The organism is Arachnia propionica (assembly GCF_003932785.1).
Lineage (GTDB): Bacteria > Actinomycetota > Actinomycetes > Propionibacteriales > Propionibacteriaceae > Arachnia > Arachnia propionica_B.
In genome coordinates this window covers 25,506-43,313 of the sequence record NZ_RQYT01000005.1, presented here as the reverse complement: position 1 = coordinate 43,313, position 17,808 = coordinate 25,506, and the positions used below count along the sequence as shown (strand labels likewise).

The following is a 17,808-nucleotide window of genomic DNA, read 5'->3' as shown; positions in this document are numbered from 1 at the left end:
GCGGGTTTCGTCAGATCACACGCACCCGGATGGTCTCCTCGAGGCCCTGGAGTTCCTGGAGCAGGCCGTCGTAATGCTCCCCTGAGACGTCGGTGACGGCGTAGCCGTACTCGCCGAGGGTGGCGAGCATCTGCGCGCCGATGTTCATGTTGTGTCCGGCCAGGACGTTGTTGAGGCGGGCGAGGACACCCGGCACGTTGCGGTGGAGATGCAGGACCCTTTCCGCCTGCGCCCCGCCGACCGACACCTCGGGCAGGTTCACGCACATTGAGGTGGTTCCGAACTCCTCGTGGTCGGCGAGCTTGCCCGCCACGTAGCGGCCGATGTCGACCTGGGCCTCCTGAGTGGAGCCGCCGACGTGGGGGGTGAGGATGACGTTCGGGATGCCCTGCAGGGGCGAGGAGAACGGCTCGTTCCTGCTCTTGGGTTCGCTGGGGAAGACATCGACGGCGGCACCGGCGATGTGTCCGGAGCGCAGGACCTCGGCGAGGGCGTCGATGTCGACGACGTTCCCGCGACACAGGTTGAGGAACAGGGTGCGGGGCCTCATCTGGGCGAACTCCTTCGCCCCGATGAGGTTCTTGTTGGAGGCACGGCCGTCGACGTGGAGCGAGATGGTCTCGCAGGTGGCGAAGAGTTCCTCCATCGAGTCGACGCGGGTGGCGTTGCCCAGGGCCAGACGATCCACCAGGTCGTAGAAGTACACGCGCATCCCGAGTGCCTCGGCCAGAACCGACAGCTGGGATCCGATGTTTCCGTAGCCGACGATGCCGAGGGTGCGGCCGCGAACCTCGTGGGCGCCAACCGCGGACTTGTCCCAGATGCCGGCATGCATGTCGGCGTTGCGGTCGCTGAGTCGACGGGCCATGGCAATGATCTCCCCCAACGCCAGCTCCACCACCGACCGGGTGTTGGAGTAGGGGGCGTTGAACACGGGAACCCCGGCCGCCGCCGCGGCATCCAGATCCACCTGGTTCGTGCCGATGCAGAAGGCACCGACGGCCACCAGATCCGGGCACGCCTCGAAGACCGCTCTCGTCAGGTGGGTTCGGGATCGGATGCCGAGCAGCTGCACTCCCTGCAACGCCTCGATGAGTTCCGACTCACCGAGGGCCCCCGGACGCAGGTCGACCTCATGGCCACGAGCGGTGAGCAACCGCACGGCCTCGGAATGGATGTTCTCAAGCAGCAGAGCCTTCACGGGCGGCATGTTACCCGGGATTCACAGGGACAAGCTGGCAGCGACCAGTTCCGCGGTGTAGGGGTCGGTCGGTGTGTCGAGCACTTCCTCGACGGGGCCCTCCTCGACCACCCGTCCGCGTCGCAGCACGATGACACGCTGGCACAGGTGGCGCACGACGTTCAGGTCGTGACTGACGAACAGCATGGCCAGCTGGCGTTCCCTCACCGCATCCAGCAGCAGGTTCAGCACCTGGGCCCGGACGGAGACGTCCAAGGCGGAGACCGGCTCGTCGGCGATGAGAAGGTCGGGTTCGCTGATGAGCGCCCGGGCGATGGCAACTCGCTGACGCTGACCGCCGGAGAGTTGGTGCGGGTAGCGGTCGAGGAGATCCGCCCCGAGCCCGACCGAGTCGACGGCCTCCGTCACCGATTCGGTGATGTCCACCCCCGCCCGCCTGGTCCAGGGGGATCGCAGCGGCTCGGCGACGATGTCCCTGAGTCTCATGCGGGGATTGAGGGAGGAGTTGGGGTCCTGGTGCACCAAGGAGACCCGTCGCCGCATCTCGGCGAGGTCCCGGTCGCTGCGGCCATCGATGCGTTCCCCGTCGAAGAGGACCTCGCCGGCAGAGGGTTGCACCAGCCCGAGAAGGGTCCGCAGGATGGTCGTCTTGCCGGATCCCGAGCCGCCGACCAGACCCACCCTCTCCCCCGGCGCCATGCGCAGATCCACGTCCTGCAGGGCCTGGAAGGTGCGTCGCCCCCGGTGGAAGGTGACGTCCACCCTGTCGAGTCGGACGAGATCGGTCATGGCTGCTCCCAGTGGTCGGCGACGGTGGGGAGCCGCTCCCCCGGGGGGACGGCGGAGATGCGGGCCGCCGCGACGAGGCCCCGCGCATAGGGGTGCTGTGGTTCCTCGATGACCTGGGCGATCGGTCCCGATTCGACGATTCGTCCGTCGAGCATGACGATGACCCTGCGGCACACCTCCCTCACGACGGCCAGATCATGACTGACGAAGATCGAGGCCCTGCCCTCCAGCTGGGTGTCGAGGAGGTCGAGGATCTGCCGTTGGACGATGACGTCGAGGGCCGTCGTGGGCTCGTCGCAGATGACCAGGGACGGCTGGTTGGCCAGGGCCATCGCGATGAGGGCGCGCTGGCGTTGTCCTCCGGAGAGCTGATGGGGGTACGACTCCGCGATGCGCTGTGGGTCGTCGAGTCCCACCCGTTCCAGCCACTCGGTGACGAGATCACGGATCCCGCCCCGGAGCTCCGGATGGTGCAGGGCCACGGCCTCCCCCACCTGTCGGCCGACCCGCATGGTGGGGTCGAGGGCCGTCATGGGTTCCTGGAAGACCATCGACATGGCTTCACCCCGCAGCGCCCGGAGCTCCCGTTCCGGCCGGCCGACGAGTTCCTGCCCGGCCAGTCGGATGGATCCGGTGACGGTGGCGGTCTCCGGCAGCAGGCCCATGATGGCGAGCGCCGTCACCGACTTGCCGGACCCGGACTGGCCGATGATGCCAAGTCTCTCGGTGGGCTCGACGGTGAAGCTGATGCCATCGACGGCGACCTTCCGGCGCCTCCCGAAGGTGATGCGGAGGTCCTCGACCTCGAGCAGGCTCATGTCAGCTCCCTCAGTCGGGGGTCGAGGAGGTCACGGAGGCCGTCACCCAGTAGATTGCACCCCATCGTCGCGACCGCGATCGCCATGCCGGGCCAGAACGCCACCATCGGAGCGGAGAACAGCTGGTCCTGGGCCTCCCGGAGCATGCGGCCCCAGGTGGGGTCGTCGGAGCCCGACGCCAGTCCGAGGTAGGACAGGCCTGCCTCCGCGAGGATCGCGATACCGACACTGACGCTGGCCTGCACCCCGAGCACCGGGGCGATGTTCGGCAGGATGTGGCGTCGTGCGATGTGCCTGCGCGGGATCCCGGACAGCCGGGCGGCCTCGACGTAGGCCTGGCCCATGACCTGCAGGGTGGCGGCCCTGGCGATCCTCACGAAGGCGGGGATGGACGACAGGGCGATCGCCATGAGGGCGGTCCAGGTGGAGCCCCCCAGTGCGGCGGCGAAGAGGATGGCGAGCAGCAACGCCGGGAAGCCGTAGAGGATGTCCGCGCCGCGCGCGATGATCCGGCCCGGCCAGCCGCGGCTCATACCGGCGACGATACCGGCGGGGATCCCCACGGCGGCGGCCGTTCCCACGGAGAGCAGCCCGATGAGGAGGACGAGCCTGGCCCCGGTCATGAGGCGGCTGAGGATGTCGAATCCACCGCCGTCGGTTCCGAGCCAGTGCGCGGGACTGGGCGGCTGGATCCTCGGACCCGAGATGGCCTGTGGATCATGTGGGGTCCAGAAGGTTCCCACGAGGGCGGCCAGGACCACCATGGAGAGGAGGATCGTGCCGAAGACGAGGTTGGATCGACGGATCATCCGGCGCCTCGCGTTCCCCGGAGTCGAGGGTCGACGGCGTGGTACACGGAGTCGACCACGAAGTTGATGACCAGGACCGTCCACACGAGGATGAGCACGATCGCCTGGACGAGGAACAGGTCACGTTGGGAGACGGCGAGCAGTAGTCGGGACCCGAGGCCCTGGATCGCGAAGACCTGTTCGATGATGATGGCGCCGACCAGGAGGGTCGCCACCTGCAGCCCGATGACGGTCAGGAGAGAGATCGCGACGTTGCGCGACCCGTGGCGCAACAGCGCTCCCCAACGGCTCCAGCCGACGGAGCGAGCCGTACGGAACCAGTCCTCGTTGGTGACCTCGATGACCGCGCTGCGCACGTAACGCGACAGGAGGCTTCCCTGCACCAGCCCCAGGGACAGTGCCGGCAGCACCAGGTGGGCGGCCCACTGGGCCGGGTTCGTCCTCAGGGGGACGTAGCCCCCGGCGGGGAACCAACGCAGGTTGACCGCGAAGACGATGACCAACCACATGCCGGCCCAGAAGGCCGGAATGGCCAGGCCGATCTGGGAGATCGTCGAGGTGAGGAAGCCGCTGACGTGGCGTCGCCTGAGGGCGGCGTGGGTGCCGAGGGGGATCGCCACGAGCAGCGCAACGACCATCCCCGACACGATGAGCCATGCGGAGATCCCGAGTTTCGGCAGGATCTGCGCCATCACGTCCTGCCCGGAGGTCAGGGATCGCCCGAAGTCGCCGACCAACACCCCGGAGATCCACTCGACGTAACGGATCGCCAGGGGGCGGTCGAGCCCGAGCCGGGCCTCGAGCCGGGCGATCTCCTCAGCCGTGGCCTGCGTACCGAGCAGGACATTCGCGACACTACCGGGGAGGGCATTGGTGGCGAGGAAGATCAGGACCGACGCCACCAGCAGGCTGGCGACGAGTCCGAGGATGCGCCCGCCGAGGGCGCGGACGTCCATTCTCACCGATTGGTGGCCACGTGGGTGAGGTCGAAGGACAGACCGGTGCCGTTGGCGGCGATCCCGGACACCTCGGTCGTGGTGATGATGATGTTGGGCAGGAGGAACAGCCAGTCCGCGGCGGCGTCGTCGGCCAGGAGCTTCGCGGCCTCCTTGAGGGTGGCGACGTGCTCCTGGTCGCTGGCGGCGAGATCGGCCTTCTTCAACAGATTGCTGAACTGCGTGTTCTCGTACTGCCAGTAGTAGTCACTCCGGGCGAAGGCGCTGAGGTCCCACGGTTCCACGTGGGCGACGACGGTCATGTCGTAGTCGCGCTGCTTGTAGACCGAGTCCAGCCAGGTGGCGAACTCGAGTTCCTCGGTGACGACCTCGACACCGACCTCGCGCAGCTGGGCTGCGACGAGGCGCGCGATGGGCGGCCCGTACGGCAGGGTCGGCACCCGAAGTCGTAGCGTGAGCCCCTCCGCGTATCCGGCCTCGGCAAGAAGGGCCTTGGCCTTCTCGGGATCATGCGGGTAGGTCCTGGAGAGGTCCTCGTACCAGGGGTCGGTGGGGGGAACCATCGACCCGATCAGGGTTCCCTTGCCGCCCCAGGCACCGTCGACGATGGCCTGCCGGTCGAGGGCGTGGTTGATGGCCTGCCGGACCCGTACGTCCGCAAGTGCCGTGTTGGCGTGGTTGAACCCGAGGACGACCTCGCCGTCCGTGGTTCCCTCCAACACCTTGAACTTGGAGGTGTCGCTGAACTGGTCAACGGCCTGCGGCACGGTGAGGTTGGAGACGATGTCGAGCTGGCCCGAGAGCATCGCTGTCACCATGGCGTTGGCATCGGCGTAGTAGCGGAAGTTGACCTCGTCGACGCGGGGCCCGGTTCCCCAGTACTTCTCGTTGCGTTTCAGCGTCACCGTTGAACCGACATCATGCTTCGAGAACACGTAGGGGCCCGACCCTGCGGGCTGGGTGTTGAGGTCGGCCTCGGCGGAGAGGTCATAGATGATGCCCGCCGTCGACGTGATGTTGTAGAGCCACTGCCGACTCGGTTCGGTGAGGGTGACCTCCACCTGTCCGGCATCAACCGCCTTGATGTCCTTGACGATGGCCATCTGTGTCTTCAGCACAGCAGTGGTGTCGGCGCCGTCCCGGGTCCTCGTGAAGGAATCGACGACGGCCTGGGCATCCACCGGCTTGCCGGAGGCGAAGGTCGCCGAGGGTTCGAGGTCGAAGGTGTAGACCTTGGCGTCGGGACTCACCTTCCACGACCGGGCGAGCAACGGCTTGATCTCCCCTTGGTCGTTGATCCTGACGAGCGTCTCGTAGACGTTGTAGAGCAGAACGAAGGGGGTGCCTGCTCCCGTGGTCGTCGCCGGATCGAGTCCGGTGGGTTCGGCGGTGGCGCCGACGTCGAGGACAACCGGCTGGGTGCCGGATCCGCTGGAACCGGTACACGCGCTCAACACCACGCTGACGCCCAGCAGGGCACCTACCAGGGCGACGAGGCGCCGCAGGCGGCGGTTGCAGCTCATGCTCATTCTCCCGAACTCGGTGACAGGACTCGGCAATCCTAACCCCGAGGCCTCGATTTGGCGGTCATCGCTGCGTCGTGTATTGTTGTTCGAGCGACGCGGGGTGGAGCAGCTCGGTAGCTCGCCGGGCTCATAACCCGGAGGCCACAGGTTCAAATCCTGTCCCCGCTACCAGATCGGGAATCCCGACCAGGTCAACCTGGTCGGGATTCTCTGCGTTCCGGGACGGCAGGAGACCCCGCGGGTCCAGCCGTAGCATCTCCGCCGCTGCGAAGAGATCCTGAACTGACCAGGCAACATCCCCTCTGAGCTTCTTGCTTGCCACGGACGGCGTAACACCGAGCGCAGTCGCAAGGTCCTTCGTCTTGAACCGGCGCCGGAACATGGCCGACTGAACGGCGATACCGATGGACTCGTAGATGGAGTACGTGTGGATGATGCCAGCGGCTCGATCCCGCTCAAACTGTCGCGCCATGACCGAATCATAGCCACTGAATGACACTTGATGCAACATGGCGACACTCAAGGCAAGTCTTGACGCAACCCCCGCCTTCCAGTGATACTTGCCGCGTGGATGGTTCATTTAATGACAGTCTCGACCATGAACGGCCATTCTGGTCGCCCGATGAGGTGTCGGCACTCTTGCCGCCTGGGCAGTCCTCGCCCCGCGTCGTTGCGCGCTGGTGCAAGCGCGGACAGGTTCCAGGGGCAAAGAAGCTGCCGAGTGGTCGTTGGGTGATCCCCGCCGCCTGGGTTCGGGAGTTACTGAGCAATGGAGGGAACCTGCCGGAGACGTCGAGCGCAGACGACGGGCCGAGCGGGGCAGCACCTGCAAAAGCGGACCCTCCTGACGCATTGCCCGGGTTGGAGGAGCCGTGAGTATCTGGGCTGTGTCGTGGGCATTGCGTGTGCGGGGGTTGTCTCGGACGGACAAGTTGACGTTGGTGGCGTTGGCTGATTATGCGGATGATGAGGATGAGGCGTGGCCGCGGGTGGAGACGCTGGCCGAGGTGTTGGATGCGTCGCAGCGGACGGTGTTCAGGGCCTTGGATGCGTTGGAGTCGGCGGGGCTGATCTCACGGTTGCAGGGGTTTGTGAAGACTGCTGGAGGTGGGGTTCGGCAGGTGAACTCGGTGTATCGGCTACATGTGCCAGACACTGTCTCACGGAGGTTGGGGCGGGGAACGTCGAGGCCTCAGGAACTTCGCGAGATGCCTGGTCGAGTCCGTGGTGTCACTGGTGTCACCGCGGTGGAGGTCTCGGGTGAATCCCCTTGTGGAGTCCGCCATGACACTGGTGTCACCCCGAACGACGCGGCTGATGAAATGCCTAGTGAGCTCCGCCATGACATGGGTGTCACCCCGGGATTGCGGGGTGACACTGGTGACAGTTCCGGGGTGACACCCATGTCACCCCCATACAAGGAAGAACCATCAGTAGAACCACCAAGCCAAGCCCCCCCACCCCCCACGCCGCCCCTGGGGCGCGACTCGGGTGGCTGGGCTGGGCGGGGCTGGGCGGAGACCGCGACCGACGATGAGGCTCCCCCGGCTTCGGACGGTGCCAGGGTTCCCGTCGAGGGGTCTGGCCTGGTGGCTGGTCCTGGGCCGGAGCGGGCTCCGGCTGGACCATCCCCGACGTCGTCGTCGAGGTTGAGCTCCGGTTCGGGGCCAGGTGTTGGTTCTGGGCCTGGTGGCGGGTCGCCATCCTCGGCGTTGTCGGAGGATTGGGAGTTGGTGCGGCGGTGTCTGCCCGAGGTGATGCAGGCTCTGGATGGGCCGGGGGTTGGGTTGGTGGCGCCGTTGCTGCGTGATCGCATCGGGGCTGGGTGGCGTCCGGAGGCGTTGCGAGAGGTGTTGGCGGCGGATCCGTTGCCGGACCAGGTGCGGCATCTGGCGGGGCTGGTGGTTCATCGCCTGGGTCGGATCCCTGCGGGGGCTGCGCCGCCGTCTCGGTCGTCGTCGTTGCGGCGGCTGCCGGATCCACCGTCGTCGCCGTTGAGCCCTGAGGAGCGGGATCCGGTGGCGGTGCGGGCGGAGGCTGCCCGGATGGAGGCGATCCGGACGGGCTCGCCGGATGCGGAGCGACCACGGTCGTGGTGGATACGTCGCGAAATGAGTCGAATTCTTGGAACACGTGAGCAAGGAGTAACATGAACATCGATCTGACCCCGCTGAAGCAGATCCTGGCAGGTTTCGGCGAGTTGCTTGACATTGCAGGCAAAGTCTTTATCGGCCTTGGGCTACTGTATTTCTACTTCCAGTGGCGCGCCGACGACGGCAAGGGGATGCAGAATGGGCTCTTCATGATCCTCGGGGCTGTCGGAGCGCTCGCTGTCGGCTCGTACTTCAAGACGTTGATCCCATGATTCTGCTTGAGTCTTGGACCGATAAGATCCTGCGGCCGATTCTGGAGGATATGCAGAATGGCGTCGGGGAGGTCTTTGGGCTGTCCTTGAACTCCGTCACAAGCACCCTCGAGGTCTTCAACAACCCAATTTGGAAGCATGTCGGGACCATCGCCACCGCACTGACTGAAGGCGGCGCTTTGGTGATCTTGTTGATTCTGTCATGCATCGACCTCACGGGCAAGCTCCTTGCAGTCGATGGAGACGGGGAGGCTCGTTTCCGGATGTTTGTGGGGGCCGGGGTCAAGTTCGGGATCCTCTGGGTAGCGTTCAAGGCCACCCGATTCCTTCTTGGCGGAATCTACCACTTCTTCAACAATCTGGCGGTGGCGACCCGTCACCTGATAGAGGAATCAAAGCCTCAGGGAGGTGACATCACCCCATTCCTGGATTCTGTTAAGGACCTCGATTGGCTTGGACAGACTGTTTTGGTCGTTCTGATGCTTTTGGCGTGGCTTGTGTACCGGGGCGCCTGTTTGGCCGGGATCGCCCTGGTGTTGATGCGTTTCATCAAGCTGTACATTTATAACTCCTTCTCCCCTGTGCCTATGGCGCTGTTGTCCTCGGAACACTCTCGATCCTTCGGAATCAATTTCATCCGCACCTATGCGGCGACAGCACTTCAGGCCTTCGTGATCGTTATGGCTGTTGGGATCTTCCAGCTGTTGTCGGCGTCTTGGGGGGCGGACGCGATTCCCTCCCTTGACGACGGAGGCGTTGCTGCTGCTTTCTCGTTGGGCGGGATGTATATTTTCATGGGAATCGTCTTGGGGATGCTCTTGCTCGGGTCCGGGCGAATAGCGAATGAGTTGTTGGGAGGTTGAGATGCGTTGGGTTTGGAGAGGGCCGTTACTTGGAGTGGCCTTGCTGGCGTCGGCTTGCGTCACCCATGGCGAGGTACCTGGGGCTGACCCTACGGGTTCGTCGTTGGCCGCCGCGCGTTCGAGTGCCATGGCTCGGCTGGATGAGATGGTCTACGGTGATGTGGCGTCGGCGAGGAAGTCGGTGGAGGAGGCGTCGTCTGTCAGTGAGATCGAACGTGCTGTTGATGCCGCGGTCGAGATTGATTCTGAGGCGAAGCAGCGGTATTGGGAGTGTGCGGGGAAGGGGCCTGGCCTGCTGGAGAGCTCTCGTTGGGAGTCTTCTTTGTCTCGTTCCGGCAGTGGTGTTCCGTTGCCGGTCACGCTTGAACTCAACGACGGAGGTGCAGCATCCATCACAGTGGGGGGCGAGCTTCCTCAAGAGAACGTGTCTCAGCAGCATGAGCAGCTTGCCCGCTTGGCGGGAAGCGTTTCGTCCTGGCGATCCGATGCGGCGGAGCTGGTTGCTGAGCAGCGTTGGATCGGCACGGACAGCGGGGCTTCATATCAGGGGCCGGGCGCCTGTGATTTCCCATTCACACTCACATTGACAGTCGACGGAAAGGATGAGGATTTCTCCGCCAAGCTGGTGATCTCCAAAACTCCACGCTTGTTCGTCTTGGGTAACGGATTCACCGCGGCCGTGAAGGAGTGACCATGGCATTGGAGGTTCGCGTCTACGACGAGGTGACTGACATTGATCCCAAGGTAATGTGGGGACTCACTTTCCGGCAGCTCATCGCGGCCGGGGCGATGGTCGGTGTGACTGCCTTGGTGGTATGGAGGGGCGCATCAACCGGGTTCGTCAAGGATATCCCCGCCTGGATCCTTGGCGCCTGTGCTCCGTTCGTCTTGTGGGCGTGGACAAGACCAGCTGGGCTTCGCCTGGAGCGTTGGCTCCCCCACGTCACGAGAGCGATGCTGGCGCCACGAAGACTCCTCTACGTCGACGACGTCATTTGGAAGCATCAACACAAGACCAGGAGATCACATGTTTCTCGGACTGCTCGGAAAGAAGCAAACCAAAGCGAAGCAGGGCGATAACGCCACCTCCACCCCGAGGCGCAAAACCCGTGCCGCATCGATTTTTGCTGCGCGGCGCGCTCAAGACTTCTTGCACTACGAAGCCATGCTCGAGTCAGGGGTCTGCATCTTGGGTGGCGGCGAGTACTCCATCACGCTGCGACTATCTGACGTCTCTTACCAGGTGGCCACTCAAGAAGTGAAGCAGCGACTCCTGGAAGCCTACGCGGAGTTCTTGAACCAGTTCGGCTCCGGGGAACGTTTGACCATCACGGTGGCATCGCGTCGTGTGCCACGCGACGAGCTGGTGGGCCGTGTTCTTTTCCAAGAACCACGCTACCCTGACCATCTGTCTGCGTTCCGGATGGATCACAATCGGATCGTTCAGTCGATGATCGGGGATCGTGAGTACGCGATTGTTGCGGAGAAGTTCTTGACGATCACCGTCTCTGCCCCGAACCTCGAGCAGGCCAAGGCCAACCTGGAGGACTTGGCAGGGTTGGCGAAGAAGGATCTCCTCAAGCTCCACTGTCATGCGGAACGGATGAACGGGGCAGAGCGGATCGAGCTGATGAGGGAGTGGACCAGGGGCTGCTACAGCCGCGGCTTCGACTACCGGGCAATGGCTGAGTCGGGAGCCACGACCAAGAGCGAACTTGCTCCCCAGGCGGTCGAACGAGGTAACCAGTCCTGCGTCGTTCTGGCCGGGGATGAGGAGGAGCTGCACTACCAGGTTCTGATGGTTCGGACCTTCGCGCGATGGCTGGGAGACGACGTGCTGGCGCGTTTGGCGAAGGTTCAGACTGACCTGGTGACCTCGCTTCATGTGCAGCCGATTGAGAAGACTGAAGCACATGAGCTGGTGATGAAACGCAAGGCAGCCCTCGACATGGAGTTGCTGTCGGCACGACGCAGACTCATCAAGGCCCACATGGATCCCGACGTCGATCTGCCGATCCGCCTGCAACGTGGAGTCGAGGAGGTCCGCTCGATGCTCGAGGCGATGGACAAGGAGGACCAACGACTGTTCACCTGCACCCTGGTGTTGATGGTGCGGGCCTCGTCTGCGGACGAGCTCAAGCAACGTGTCGACCAGGTGCGGAAGGTTCTTCGGGGTAAGGCCTGCGATGCGACCATCCTGCGGTACTGGCAGGAGCAGGGGTTCAACGCGGCTCTCCCGTTGGGAGGGAACCGGCTGCCGTTCCATCGCACCTTGACAACTGCGGCGTTGGCGGTCTTGATGCCGTTCAGCTCGGAGGAGATCTTGGATCAGACGGGGATTCTGTACGGACGCAATGCAACCACCGGTAACCCGATCATCCTGGACCGGAAGCGGAAACGTAACGGCAACGGTTTCGTGCTTGGCACTTCTGGGTCCGGGAAGTCGTACACCTGCAAGGCCGAGATCGAGCAGGTCGTCATCGGCTACCCCAAGGACGAGGTGATCGTCATCGACCCCGAGCAGGAGTATCGGGCGGTGGGTGAAGCTCTGGGAGCCACGGTGATCGAGGTGCATGCCGGTTCCACACAGACCATGAATCCCTTGGACATTGAGCTGTCCACCGTGGAGGGCGATCCGATCCGTCTCAAGACGGAGGCTGTCTTGGGCATGCTTCAGGTTCTTCTGGCCGGGCCCGAGGGCCTGACCGGAGCCGAGCAGTCCGTGTTGGACCGATGCCTCAACAGTATCTATCGCCGCTGGGAGCGGAACCGGGGTGCCATGCCAACCCTCGTGGACGTGCTCGAGGAGCTCAAGCAACAACCCGATGACTCAGCGGTGGCCTTGGTGGGGGCGTTGGAGTTGTATGCCACAGGCACCTTCAGCGGCTTCGCCAGACAAACCAATGTCGAGACCGACAACCGTTTCATCGTCTACGACACCTCAAAGCTGGGGCATGCGTTGCGGAATTTTGGGCTCATGGTCGTGCTGGATGCTGTGTGGCGTCGAGTGATCGCCAACTACGGGCGCGGTATCCGTACCTGGCTGTACGTCGACGAGTTCGCCAGTATGTTCAGCGACCGCCACGCGATGGAGCAACTGATGAGCTTCTGGACACGGTTCCGGAAGAAGGGAGGCATCCCGACCGGAATCCTGCAGAACATCACAGCCCTGCTGGAGGTCGAAGAAGGACGCCGGATGCTGAACAACGCCGATCTGCTGCTGCTGATGGGACAACAGGAGAACGACGCCGACGCCTTGGTCGATCTGCTCAGTCTCAGTGAAGCCCAGGCCCGCGTGCTGACCCGGGCACAACCTGGTGAAGGACTCATTCGACTGGGGTCAACGGTGCTGGAACTGGATGCCCGCCGCCCGCAGGACGGACCACTCAACGAGTTGTTCAATACCGCATTCCAGGACGACGAGGATGACTCGTAAGTTCGGGCAGTACAAGCTCACCCAGCAGTGGACCTACCGGATCCCTCCCGATACGCCGTCGACTCAGATCCAGCCCCGGCATGGTGGGCGCATCGTCTCCGCCGACAACGGCAGGGTGATCGAGACCGCCACACCCATCCAGAAGGCTGAACAGGCTGCCCGAATGGCAGGCCAGGATGCGGTCACTGTGGCACGCACCCTGGGACGAGGAGCATCGAAGACCAGTCAAGCCGCCTTCCACGTCGGGGGCCGCATGGGTGGGCGAGTCGTGCGCGGTGGCCTGAGTCAACTGCGCGCCGCGGAATCGATGGGAGACTCCGACGTTGATGGCCAGGTATCTGGTTTCACCCATCGGCGGGCACGAGGAATCACACGAGGAACGGGCCGAACCGGGAAGCGGCTGATCGGGGCTCCCGTGAAGGCGGGGAAGGCTGCTGTCCGCAAGGCCGTTGAGAAGCGACTTCACGGACACAAGATCCGCGTCGTGGGAGTGAGATCGGCCACCCAGATCGGCCGCGTCCTAGGCCGCAATGCACGTATCGCCGGCGGAGCGATGGGCTCGTCCATCCGCGATGGCGGTCAGCTCGACGTCGACCAAGCATCGGTGCGCGTCATGCAGCACATATGGCGCCGCTCCACGGGAGTCACTGGCCGCGCGGGAATGAAGATCGCCCGTCCAGCCATGCGCCTCGGCGCACGCCATGCAGCACGGGCTGGACGGTGGGCGGGGCGACACTTGATGACAGCAACGGTCCAGGCCACCGTCGTGACTGTCAAAGCACTGCTCGCGGCCCTCGGCGCAGCCACAAGCGTCCTTCCCACCTTGGTCGGCATCATCGCAATCGTCGCGGTCCTGTGCGCCATCCTGCCGTCCTTCATCACCGGCGTCGGGGCTGAGCAACAACGACGAAAAGACGCCGAATACGCACGCTCGATTGCGTGCAGCGGCCCGGGCTCGGTGACGGCCGAGGACGTCGCGAAGCTTCTGCCCTCTCCACGTGGCACGGACATCTCCGGCTCGTTGACGGAGGAGCAGCGGGCGACGGCGACTGCGATTGTCGAGGAGGGGCAGAAGGCTGGGATTCCTCCCAGGGGATGGGCGATCGCTTTGATGACGGCGATGCAGGAATCAACGATGGGAGCCGACCCGGCCACCAAGAAACCGAACCAAGATGGGGACGTCGGGGTTTTCCAACAAAGAGCGATCCCTGGCTGGTATGCCGACGGCTCGACGATGGAAGAGAATACCGAAATCCTCAACGACGTTCATTATGCGGCAAAGACTTTCTACCTGGGCCACAAGGTGGCGGTTCGGTATTCCGGAGGGGCGGGGGATATTGGTTATCATATCCCGGGTTTGGTGAATGTTGAGGGCTGGCAGTCGATGGATCTGGGTCAGGCGGCGCAGAAAGTCCAGGTGAGTGCGTTTCCGGATCATTATGGGAAGCATGAGGCGACGGTGGCGGCGTTGTTGCCGACGTTGAGTCCTCAGGGCTGCGCTGCTGCTGGGGCTCCGGGGTCGAGCGGCTTGGCGGGGAAGGACGATTATGGACCTTGGTATGCAGGGTTGCCGGACATGGTGAAGTCGGAACGGTACGACCCGAATGGTTTTGCTTGGCGACAGTGCACGTCGTATGCGGCGTTCGCGGTGCGGACTTACAGCAGCCACAAGGATTTCAACAACTGGTGGCGCCAGGACGGCAATTTCGGGAATGCGAATACGTGGCATCTGGCTGCCCGGAAGGCGGGGATTCGTGTGGATCATTCTCCGGCGGTAGGGGCAGTTGCGCAGCGCACCACAGGCCAGTGGGGTCATGTTGCTTATGTTGTCGAGGTCAATGATGATGGCAGTTTCGTCGTGAATGAGTACAACCGGAATGACACGCGCGAGTTTTCGTCTCGGACGGCCCGGGTGGGGAAGGGGTCCAGTGACTTCGACAATTTCCTGCATTTTGAGGAGGGGTGAGATGAGGCGTCGGGTTTTCCTGGTCGTGGCGGCCGCGTTGGTGTTGTCCGGTTGTGGCAGGGGTGAGGGTGCCGGTGGGGATGTGGTTCCGGATCCGGCAGTGGCTGTCTCCACTCCCCCACCTTCGTCGCGGGGTGTGGCGGCGACGGTGATTCCGTCGTGGGTGGGGGCTGGGCCTGCGCGTCGGGCGGTGGAGTTCGTGGTTGTGGCGGCGACGCCGGATGTGCGGGTGGATGAGGTGCCGTCGGGGGCGTGGCGGCGTGCTGTGTCGATGATGACTCCGGCCCTGGTGGAGGAGCTGGAGGCGGGGTCTGCCCTGGGGCAGCTGTCGGGGTGGGGTCGGTTGCAGCGCCTGGATGGCTGGGTGTCGGTGGAGTTCGGCAATGTGATCGGTGATGAGCCTCAGGCTGCTCCTGGGCCAGAGGATTCCCCTGCCCCGGCTGGGGAGGGTGTGGAGGTTGAGGTGGTGTTCACCCGGATCATCCATGTGGAGGGGCAGCGTGATGTGCGGGAGCGGGAGCCGTTGGTGTGGCGGGTCAGGGTCGTTGAGGACCGGGTGGCGGGGTTGGTGACGGTGGCCACGACGAATCCGGGGTGAGTTTGTCCACAGCCGACCCGGCTTCAGGGAGCAGGTGACCGTCGGTGTGGGTCAGCGTCTAGATACAGGGGTGAAACGTGATGCCTCGTGGAAGGGAGCGGTGAGATGCAGGATGCGTGGCGGGTGTGGGGCCTGGTGCTCTGGGCAGTGAAGCAGCTGAGTACCGAGGACCTGGGGGACGTGGATCTCCAGCTGGCAGGGCTGCCGTTGGCGGCTCTGCGATTCGTCCCTGCCGAGGAGGGGGCTCCCAGCGTGGTTCCGATGTTTGAGGGGGTCTCGGGGCGTGCTGCGTTGGCGGAGGCGGTCGAGATCGTCAAGCGTTGGGAGTTCTCCAACGCTGAGGACCTGGGATTCTTCCTGGATCTGGTGGATGTCCGCGACGCTGTGGGTGCGTGATGGGGTGGCGTGAGATCACCTGGGAGGCTCAGGACCGGCTGGCCGGTGGAGTGCCGCTGGGCCTGGAGTCGTGGCGTGCTGTGATGGCTGCCGTCGCCCCGGTGGCTGGGGAGGACCCGGCGGTGACGGCGGTGGTGGGGATGGCTGCAGCGTCTGGGAGCTTCCGCGGCGCAGCCCCGAGCGCCACGGATCCGCTGGTTGCCGACGTCATCGAGGCCGCTACCCGGGGCTGGGATCCCGAGGGTGGCCGTGCAGCCGTGGCGGCGGTGACTCATCTCGCGCTGCGCTCGGCGGCAGATGAGCGTCACGAGCAGGTCTTGGCGGCCGCGGAGCGCGAGCTGCTCGTCCATCAGGACCCGTCGCCCTTGAGCGCGGCGCTGCGGGCCTGGCGGGACCAGGTCGCGGTGACAGATGTCGGACCGCACGAGGCCTTGACGATCGCTGCTACGCAGGCAAGCCTGCTTCGTCGGGCCAAGAGTTGGATCGACCAGGTGGACGCGCCGCCAGGGTTGGAGCTGCCGGAGCTGCGCGCGGCGGTGGCGACAGCGGGCGAGGCGTGGCAGCTCGCTGTGACGTCGTGGAGTGATGTCGCGCAGAGGGAACGGGTCTCCCCTGCTGGGGTGACGGAGTTGTCTCGTCGGTGGGCGACTGTCGCGGCTGCGATGCGGGCGGAGCTTTCCCCGGCTCGTCGGGTGGAGGCTCTTATCGACACTGGGTTTGGTGGGTGTCTGCAGGCGGGGTTGAGTGTGCGGGCTCCTGGTGAGACGGACACCGTCTTGACGCAGGTCGGTGTGTCCTTGGAGATCGCGGCTGACCCGTGGCATCACGCTCGTCTGCACGATCACGCCCCAGCACACGGGGGTCGTCCCGAACCACCTGCAGCAGCTGCTCCCAAGGCGGATGCGCCTGGGAGGATGTCGGGGCAGTCGCGGCAGTGGAGGGGTGGGGTCGAGATCGACCCCGTGGAGAACACTCATGTCAATCATGTGGCGGCGGCTCAGGCCTGCCGTGCCGGGGTGATCGCGCAGGCTGCGCTGGACGGGGACCCCGTCGCGACTCGTGTGGCTGCTGGGGCGTCTCGTGGTGAGCTGGAGGAGCTGGCCCAGCGGGGCCGTCGGGCCAGGGCGCAGCTGATCGACCTCACCCGCCCCATGGTTGCGGCCGCACTTCGCCGGCAGCTCGCGTTCCGGTCCAGGGAGGCTGGCCGGGACCTTTACGCCGCGGTGTTGACCCGTGTGGCGGAGAAGATCGATTCGTGGGATGAGAACCGCGGCCGGTTGAGCACCTGGGTGAATTTCATGGCCCGTCATGAGACCCAGCGGGTGGCGGCTCGCCAGGAGCAGCCCATCCTCCAGCACGAGGCGCTCATGCCGTCCGGAGTTGTTGATCCTCACGAGTGGGGACGCGACCGTGGCCTTGATGTGGCTGAGCAGGTCACGACGGCGTGGACACTGGCGGATCTGCGTCGTCGTGTGGCGGAGCTTCCCCAGCTGCAACGCACGATCGTCACGGCGCGTTTCGGCCTGGCCACTGGGGTTCCTGAGTCCCATGCCGTGATTGCTGAGCGCCTGGGTATGCACCGCCAGGCGGTGGCGCGGGTCGTGCAGCAGGCCCTGGGCGAGCTGCGAGACGTCCAACGCCACGAGCGGGATCAGTCCCTGCCCGGGTTGGCGGCTCGTCTGCGTGAGGCGACACCCCGGGATCTGGCAGCCCGTCTGAGCGCCGAGAGGCAGCACCGTGTCGTGAGCAACGAGAAGCGGCCGTTGATCGAGCGGATCCAGGAGCGTGCAGAGGCGGCACGCCAACAGACGCAACTTGGCCGGTGGCTGAGCAGGCAGCCGGACAGGGCCGCCAGGGATCGCGGGGAAGGACCAGAACGATGACCACACAGAGCGTTTCTCCGGGAGGGGGTGGCGGTGATGCCGGAGGTCGTGCAGATGGCCTTGGCGGTGGTGGCACTGCTGGTCGCGCTCAGGGTGGCTGGGCTGGTACTGGCGCTGCTCGCGGAGCTGCGCCGTTGGGTCCTCGGCATCCTCGGGCTGGTGCTGGCCGCCGCCTTGGTCGTGGAGCTGCTGAGTTGAAAGG

18 protein-coding genes, 1 tRNA gene and 1 pseudogene are annotated in these 17,808 nt (G+C 64.8%); 13 read left to right on the top strand and 7 right to left on the bottom strand.

What is annotated here, in order from left to right:
* Positions 1 to 10: 10 nt before the first annotated feature.
* From serA to EII35_RS03825, 6 genes are read right to left on the bottom strand one after another with little or no spacing between them, the layout of a single operon-like run.
* Positions 11 to 1,201, bottom strand: coding sequence for a phosphoglycerate dehydrogenase (serA, locus tag EII35_RS03850; RefSeq protein WP_125227147.1), 1,191 nt, complete (start codon positions 1,199 to 1,201; stop codon positions 11 to 13).
* 21 nt (positions 1,202 to 1,222) lie between these two features.
* Entirely contained in the window at positions 1,223 to 1,990 is a 768-nt protein-coding gene (locus tag EII35_RS03845; protein ID WP_125227146.1) for an ABC transporter ATP-binding protein, read from the bottom strand.
* Complete coding sequence (locus tag EII35_RS03840) at positions 1,987 to 2,808, bottom strand: ABC transporter ATP-binding protein (protein WP_125227145.1); 822 nt, start codon at positions 2,806 to 2,808, stop codon at positions 1,987 to 1,989. The genes EII35_RS03845 and EII35_RS03840 overlap by 4 nt, the downstream gene beginning before the upstream one ends.
* The gene (locus EII35_RS03835; protein WP_125227230.1) at positions 2,805 to 3,614 is read right to left on the bottom strand and encodes an ABC transporter permease; all 810 of its coding nucleotides are present in this window, start codon (positions 3,612 to 3,614) and stop codon (positions 2,805 to 2,807) included. Before EII35_RS03835 ends, EII35_RS03840 begins: the two co-directional genes overlap by 4 nt.
* Entirely contained in the window at positions 3,614 to 4,573 is a 960-nt protein-coding gene (locus EII35_RS03830; protein ID WP_125227144.1) for an ABC transporter permease, read from the bottom strand. Before EII35_RS03830 ends, EII35_RS03835 begins: the two co-directional genes overlap by 1 nt.
* A gap of 2 nt (positions 4,574 to 4,575) precedes the next feature.
* Positions 4,576 to 6,096, bottom strand: a complete 1,521-nt coding sequence (locus tag EII35_RS03825) for an ABC transporter substrate-binding protein (protein WP_125227143.1) — start codon at positions 6,094 to 6,096, stop codon at positions 4,576 to 4,578.
* A gap of 97 nt (positions 6,097 to 6,193) precedes the next feature.
* Here EII35_RS03825 and EII35_RS03820 point away from each other — a divergent pair.
* Positions 6,194 to 6,270, top strand: a tRNA-Met gene (locus EII35_RS03820).
* Here EII35_RS03820 and EII35_RS03815 read toward each other — a convergent pair.
* On the bottom strand, positions 6,227 to 6,481 hold the full coding sequence (locus EII35_RS03815) for a helix-turn-helix domain-containing protein (RefSeq protein WP_260465007.1): 255 nt from the start codon (positions 6,479 to 6,481) through the stop codon (positions 6,227 to 6,229). The two genes, EII35_RS03820 and EII35_RS03815, sit on opposite strands and share 44 nt — an antisense overlap.
* A 490-nt stretch (positions 6,482 to 6,971) precedes the next feature.
* Between EII35_RS03815 and EII35_RS16615 the strand changes: the two are divergent.
* The 12 genes and pseudogenes from EII35_RS16615 to EII35_RS15815 form a co-directional block, all read left to right on the top strand.
* Positions 6,972 to 7,160 (top strand): annotated as a pseudogene (locus EII35_RS16615) (helix-turn-helix domain-containing protein); the annotation flags it as partial.
* 669 nt (positions 7,161 to 7,829) lie between these two features.
* Positions 7,830 to 8,252 carry a hypothetical protein gene (locus tag EII35_RS16390; protein WP_260465009.1) on the top strand — a complete coding sequence of 141 codons (423 nt, stop codon included), beginning with the start codon at positions 7,830 to 7,832 and terminating at the stop codon, positions 8,250 to 8,252.
* The gene (locus EII35_RS03805; protein ID WP_125227142.1) at positions 8,249 to 8,464 is read left to right on the top strand and encodes a hypothetical protein; all 216 of its coding nucleotides are present in this window, start codon (positions 8,249 to 8,251) and stop codon (positions 8,462 to 8,464) included. The genes EII35_RS16390 and EII35_RS03805 overlap by 4 nt, the downstream gene beginning before the upstream one ends.
* Positions 8,461 to 9,327: a type IV secretion system protein gene (locus tag EII35_RS03800; protein ID WP_125227141.1), complete on the top strand. Its 867-nt coding sequence runs from the start codon at positions 8,461 to 8,463 to the stop codon at positions 9,325 to 9,327. Before EII35_RS03805 ends, EII35_RS03800 begins: the two co-directional genes overlap by 4 nt.
* A gap of 127 nt (positions 9,328 to 9,454) precedes the next feature.
* Entirely contained in the window at positions 9,455 to 10,018 is a 564-nt protein-coding gene (locus EII35_RS03795) for a hypothetical protein (protein WP_125227140.1), read from the top strand.
* A gap of 2 nt (positions 10,019 to 10,020) precedes the next feature.
* Positions 10,021 to 10,407: a PrgI family protein gene (locus tag EII35_RS16680; protein ID WP_125227139.1), complete on the top strand. Its 387-nt coding sequence runs from the start codon at positions 10,021 to 10,023 to the stop codon at positions 10,405 to 10,407.
* Entirely contained in the window at positions 10,355 to 12,763 is a 2,409-nt protein-coding gene (locus tag EII35_RS03785) for a VirB4-like conjugal transfer ATPase, CD1110 family (protein ID WP_125227138.1), read from the top strand. Before EII35_RS16680 ends, EII35_RS03785 begins: the two co-directional genes overlap by 53 nt.
* The gene (locus EII35_RS03780; protein ID WP_185744149.1) at positions 12,753 to 14,729 is read left to right on the top strand and encodes a CHAP domain-containing protein; all 1,977 of its coding nucleotides are present in this window, start codon (positions 12,753 to 12,755) and stop codon (positions 14,727 to 14,729) included. Before EII35_RS03785 ends, EII35_RS03780 begins: the two co-directional genes overlap by 11 nt.
* 1 nt (position 14,730) lies before the next feature.
* Positions 14,731 to 15,327, top strand: coding sequence for a hypothetical protein (locus EII35_RS03775; RefSeq protein WP_125227136.1), 597 nt, complete (start codon positions 14,731 to 14,733; stop codon positions 15,325 to 15,327).
* Between the two features lie 105 nt (positions 15,328 to 15,432).
* On the top strand, positions 15,433 to 15,723 hold the full coding sequence (locus EII35_RS03770) for a hypothetical protein (RefSeq protein ID WP_125227135.1): 291 nt from the start codon (positions 15,433 to 15,435) through the stop codon (positions 15,721 to 15,723).
* Positions 15,723 to 17,606 (top strand): sigma-70 family RNA polymerase sigma factor, encoded by a 1,884-nt coding sequence (locus tag EII35_RS03765; protein WP_125227134.1) that lies wholly within the window; start codon positions 15,723 to 15,725, stop codon positions 17,604 to 17,606. The genes EII35_RS03770 and EII35_RS03765 overlap by 1 nt, the downstream gene beginning before the upstream one ends.
* A 33-nt stretch (positions 17,607 to 17,639) precedes the next feature.
* Positions 17,640 to 17,804 carry a hypothetical protein gene (locus EII35_RS15815; RefSeq protein WP_185744148.1) on the top strand — a complete coding sequence of 55 codons (165 nt, stop codon included), beginning with the start codon at positions 17,640 to 17,642 and terminating at the stop codon, positions 17,802 to 17,804.
* The last annotated feature ends 4 nt before the right edge of the window (positions 17,805 to 17,808 follow it).

Bases quoted from the DNA above. Each gene is read 5' to 3' on its own strand.
- EII35_RS03805 (WP_125227142.1), top strand. From the start codon at position 8,249: ATGAACATCGATCTGACCCCGCTGAAGCAGATCCTGGCAGGTTTCGGC.
- EII35_RS03830 (WP_125227144.1), bottom strand. From the start codon at position 4,573: ATGGACGTCCGCGCCCTCGGCGGGCGCATCCTCGGACTCGTCGCCAGC.
- EII35_RS16680 (WP_125227139.1), top strand. From the start codon at position 10,021: ATGGCATTGGAGGTTCGCGTCTACGACGAGGTGACTGACATTGATCCC.
- EII35_RS03765 (WP_125227134.1), top strand. From the start codon at position 15,723: ATGGGGTGGCGTGAGATCACCTGGGAGGCTCAGGACCGGCTGGCCGGT.
- EII35_RS03770 (WP_125227135.1), top strand. From the start codon at position 15,433: ATGCAGGATGCGTGGCGGGTGTGGGGCCTGGTGCTCTGGGCAGTGAAG.
- EII35_RS03775 (WP_125227136.1), top strand. From the start codon at position 14,731: ATGAGGCGTCGGGTTTTCCTGGTCGTGGCGGCCGCGTTGGTGTTGTCC.
- EII35_RS03825 (WP_125227143.1), bottom strand. From the start codon at position 6,096: ATGAGCTGCAACCGCCGCCTGCGGCGCCTCGTCGCCCTGGTAGGTGCC.
- EII35_RS03815 (WP_260465007.1), bottom strand. From the start codon at position 6,481: ATGTTCCGGCGCCGGTTCAAGACGAAGGACCTTGCGACTGCGCTCGGT.
- EII35_RS03795 (WP_125227140.1), top strand. From the start codon at position 9,455: ATGGCTCGGCTGGATGAGATGGTCTACGGTGATGTGGCGTCGGCGAGG.
- EII35_RS03800 (WP_125227141.1), top strand. From the start codon at position 8,461: ATGATTCTGCTTGAGTCTTGGACCGATAAGATCCTGCGGCCGATTCTG.
- EII35_RS03780 (WP_185744149.1), top strand. From the start codon at position 12,753: ATGACTCGTAAGTTCGGGCAGTACAAGCTCACCCAGCAGTGGACCTAC.
- EII35_RS03840 (WP_125227145.1), bottom strand. From the start codon at position 2,808: ATGAGCCTGCTCGAGGTCGAGGACCTCCGCATCACCTTCGGGAGGCGC.
- EII35_RS03785 (WP_125227138.1), top strand. From the start codon at position 10,355: ATGTTTCTCGGACTGCTCGGAAAGAAGCAAACCAAAGCGAAGCAGGGC.
- EII35_RS03845 (WP_125227146.1), bottom strand. From the start codon at position 1,990: ATGACCGATCTCGTCCGACTCGACAGGGTGGACGTCACCTTCCACCGG.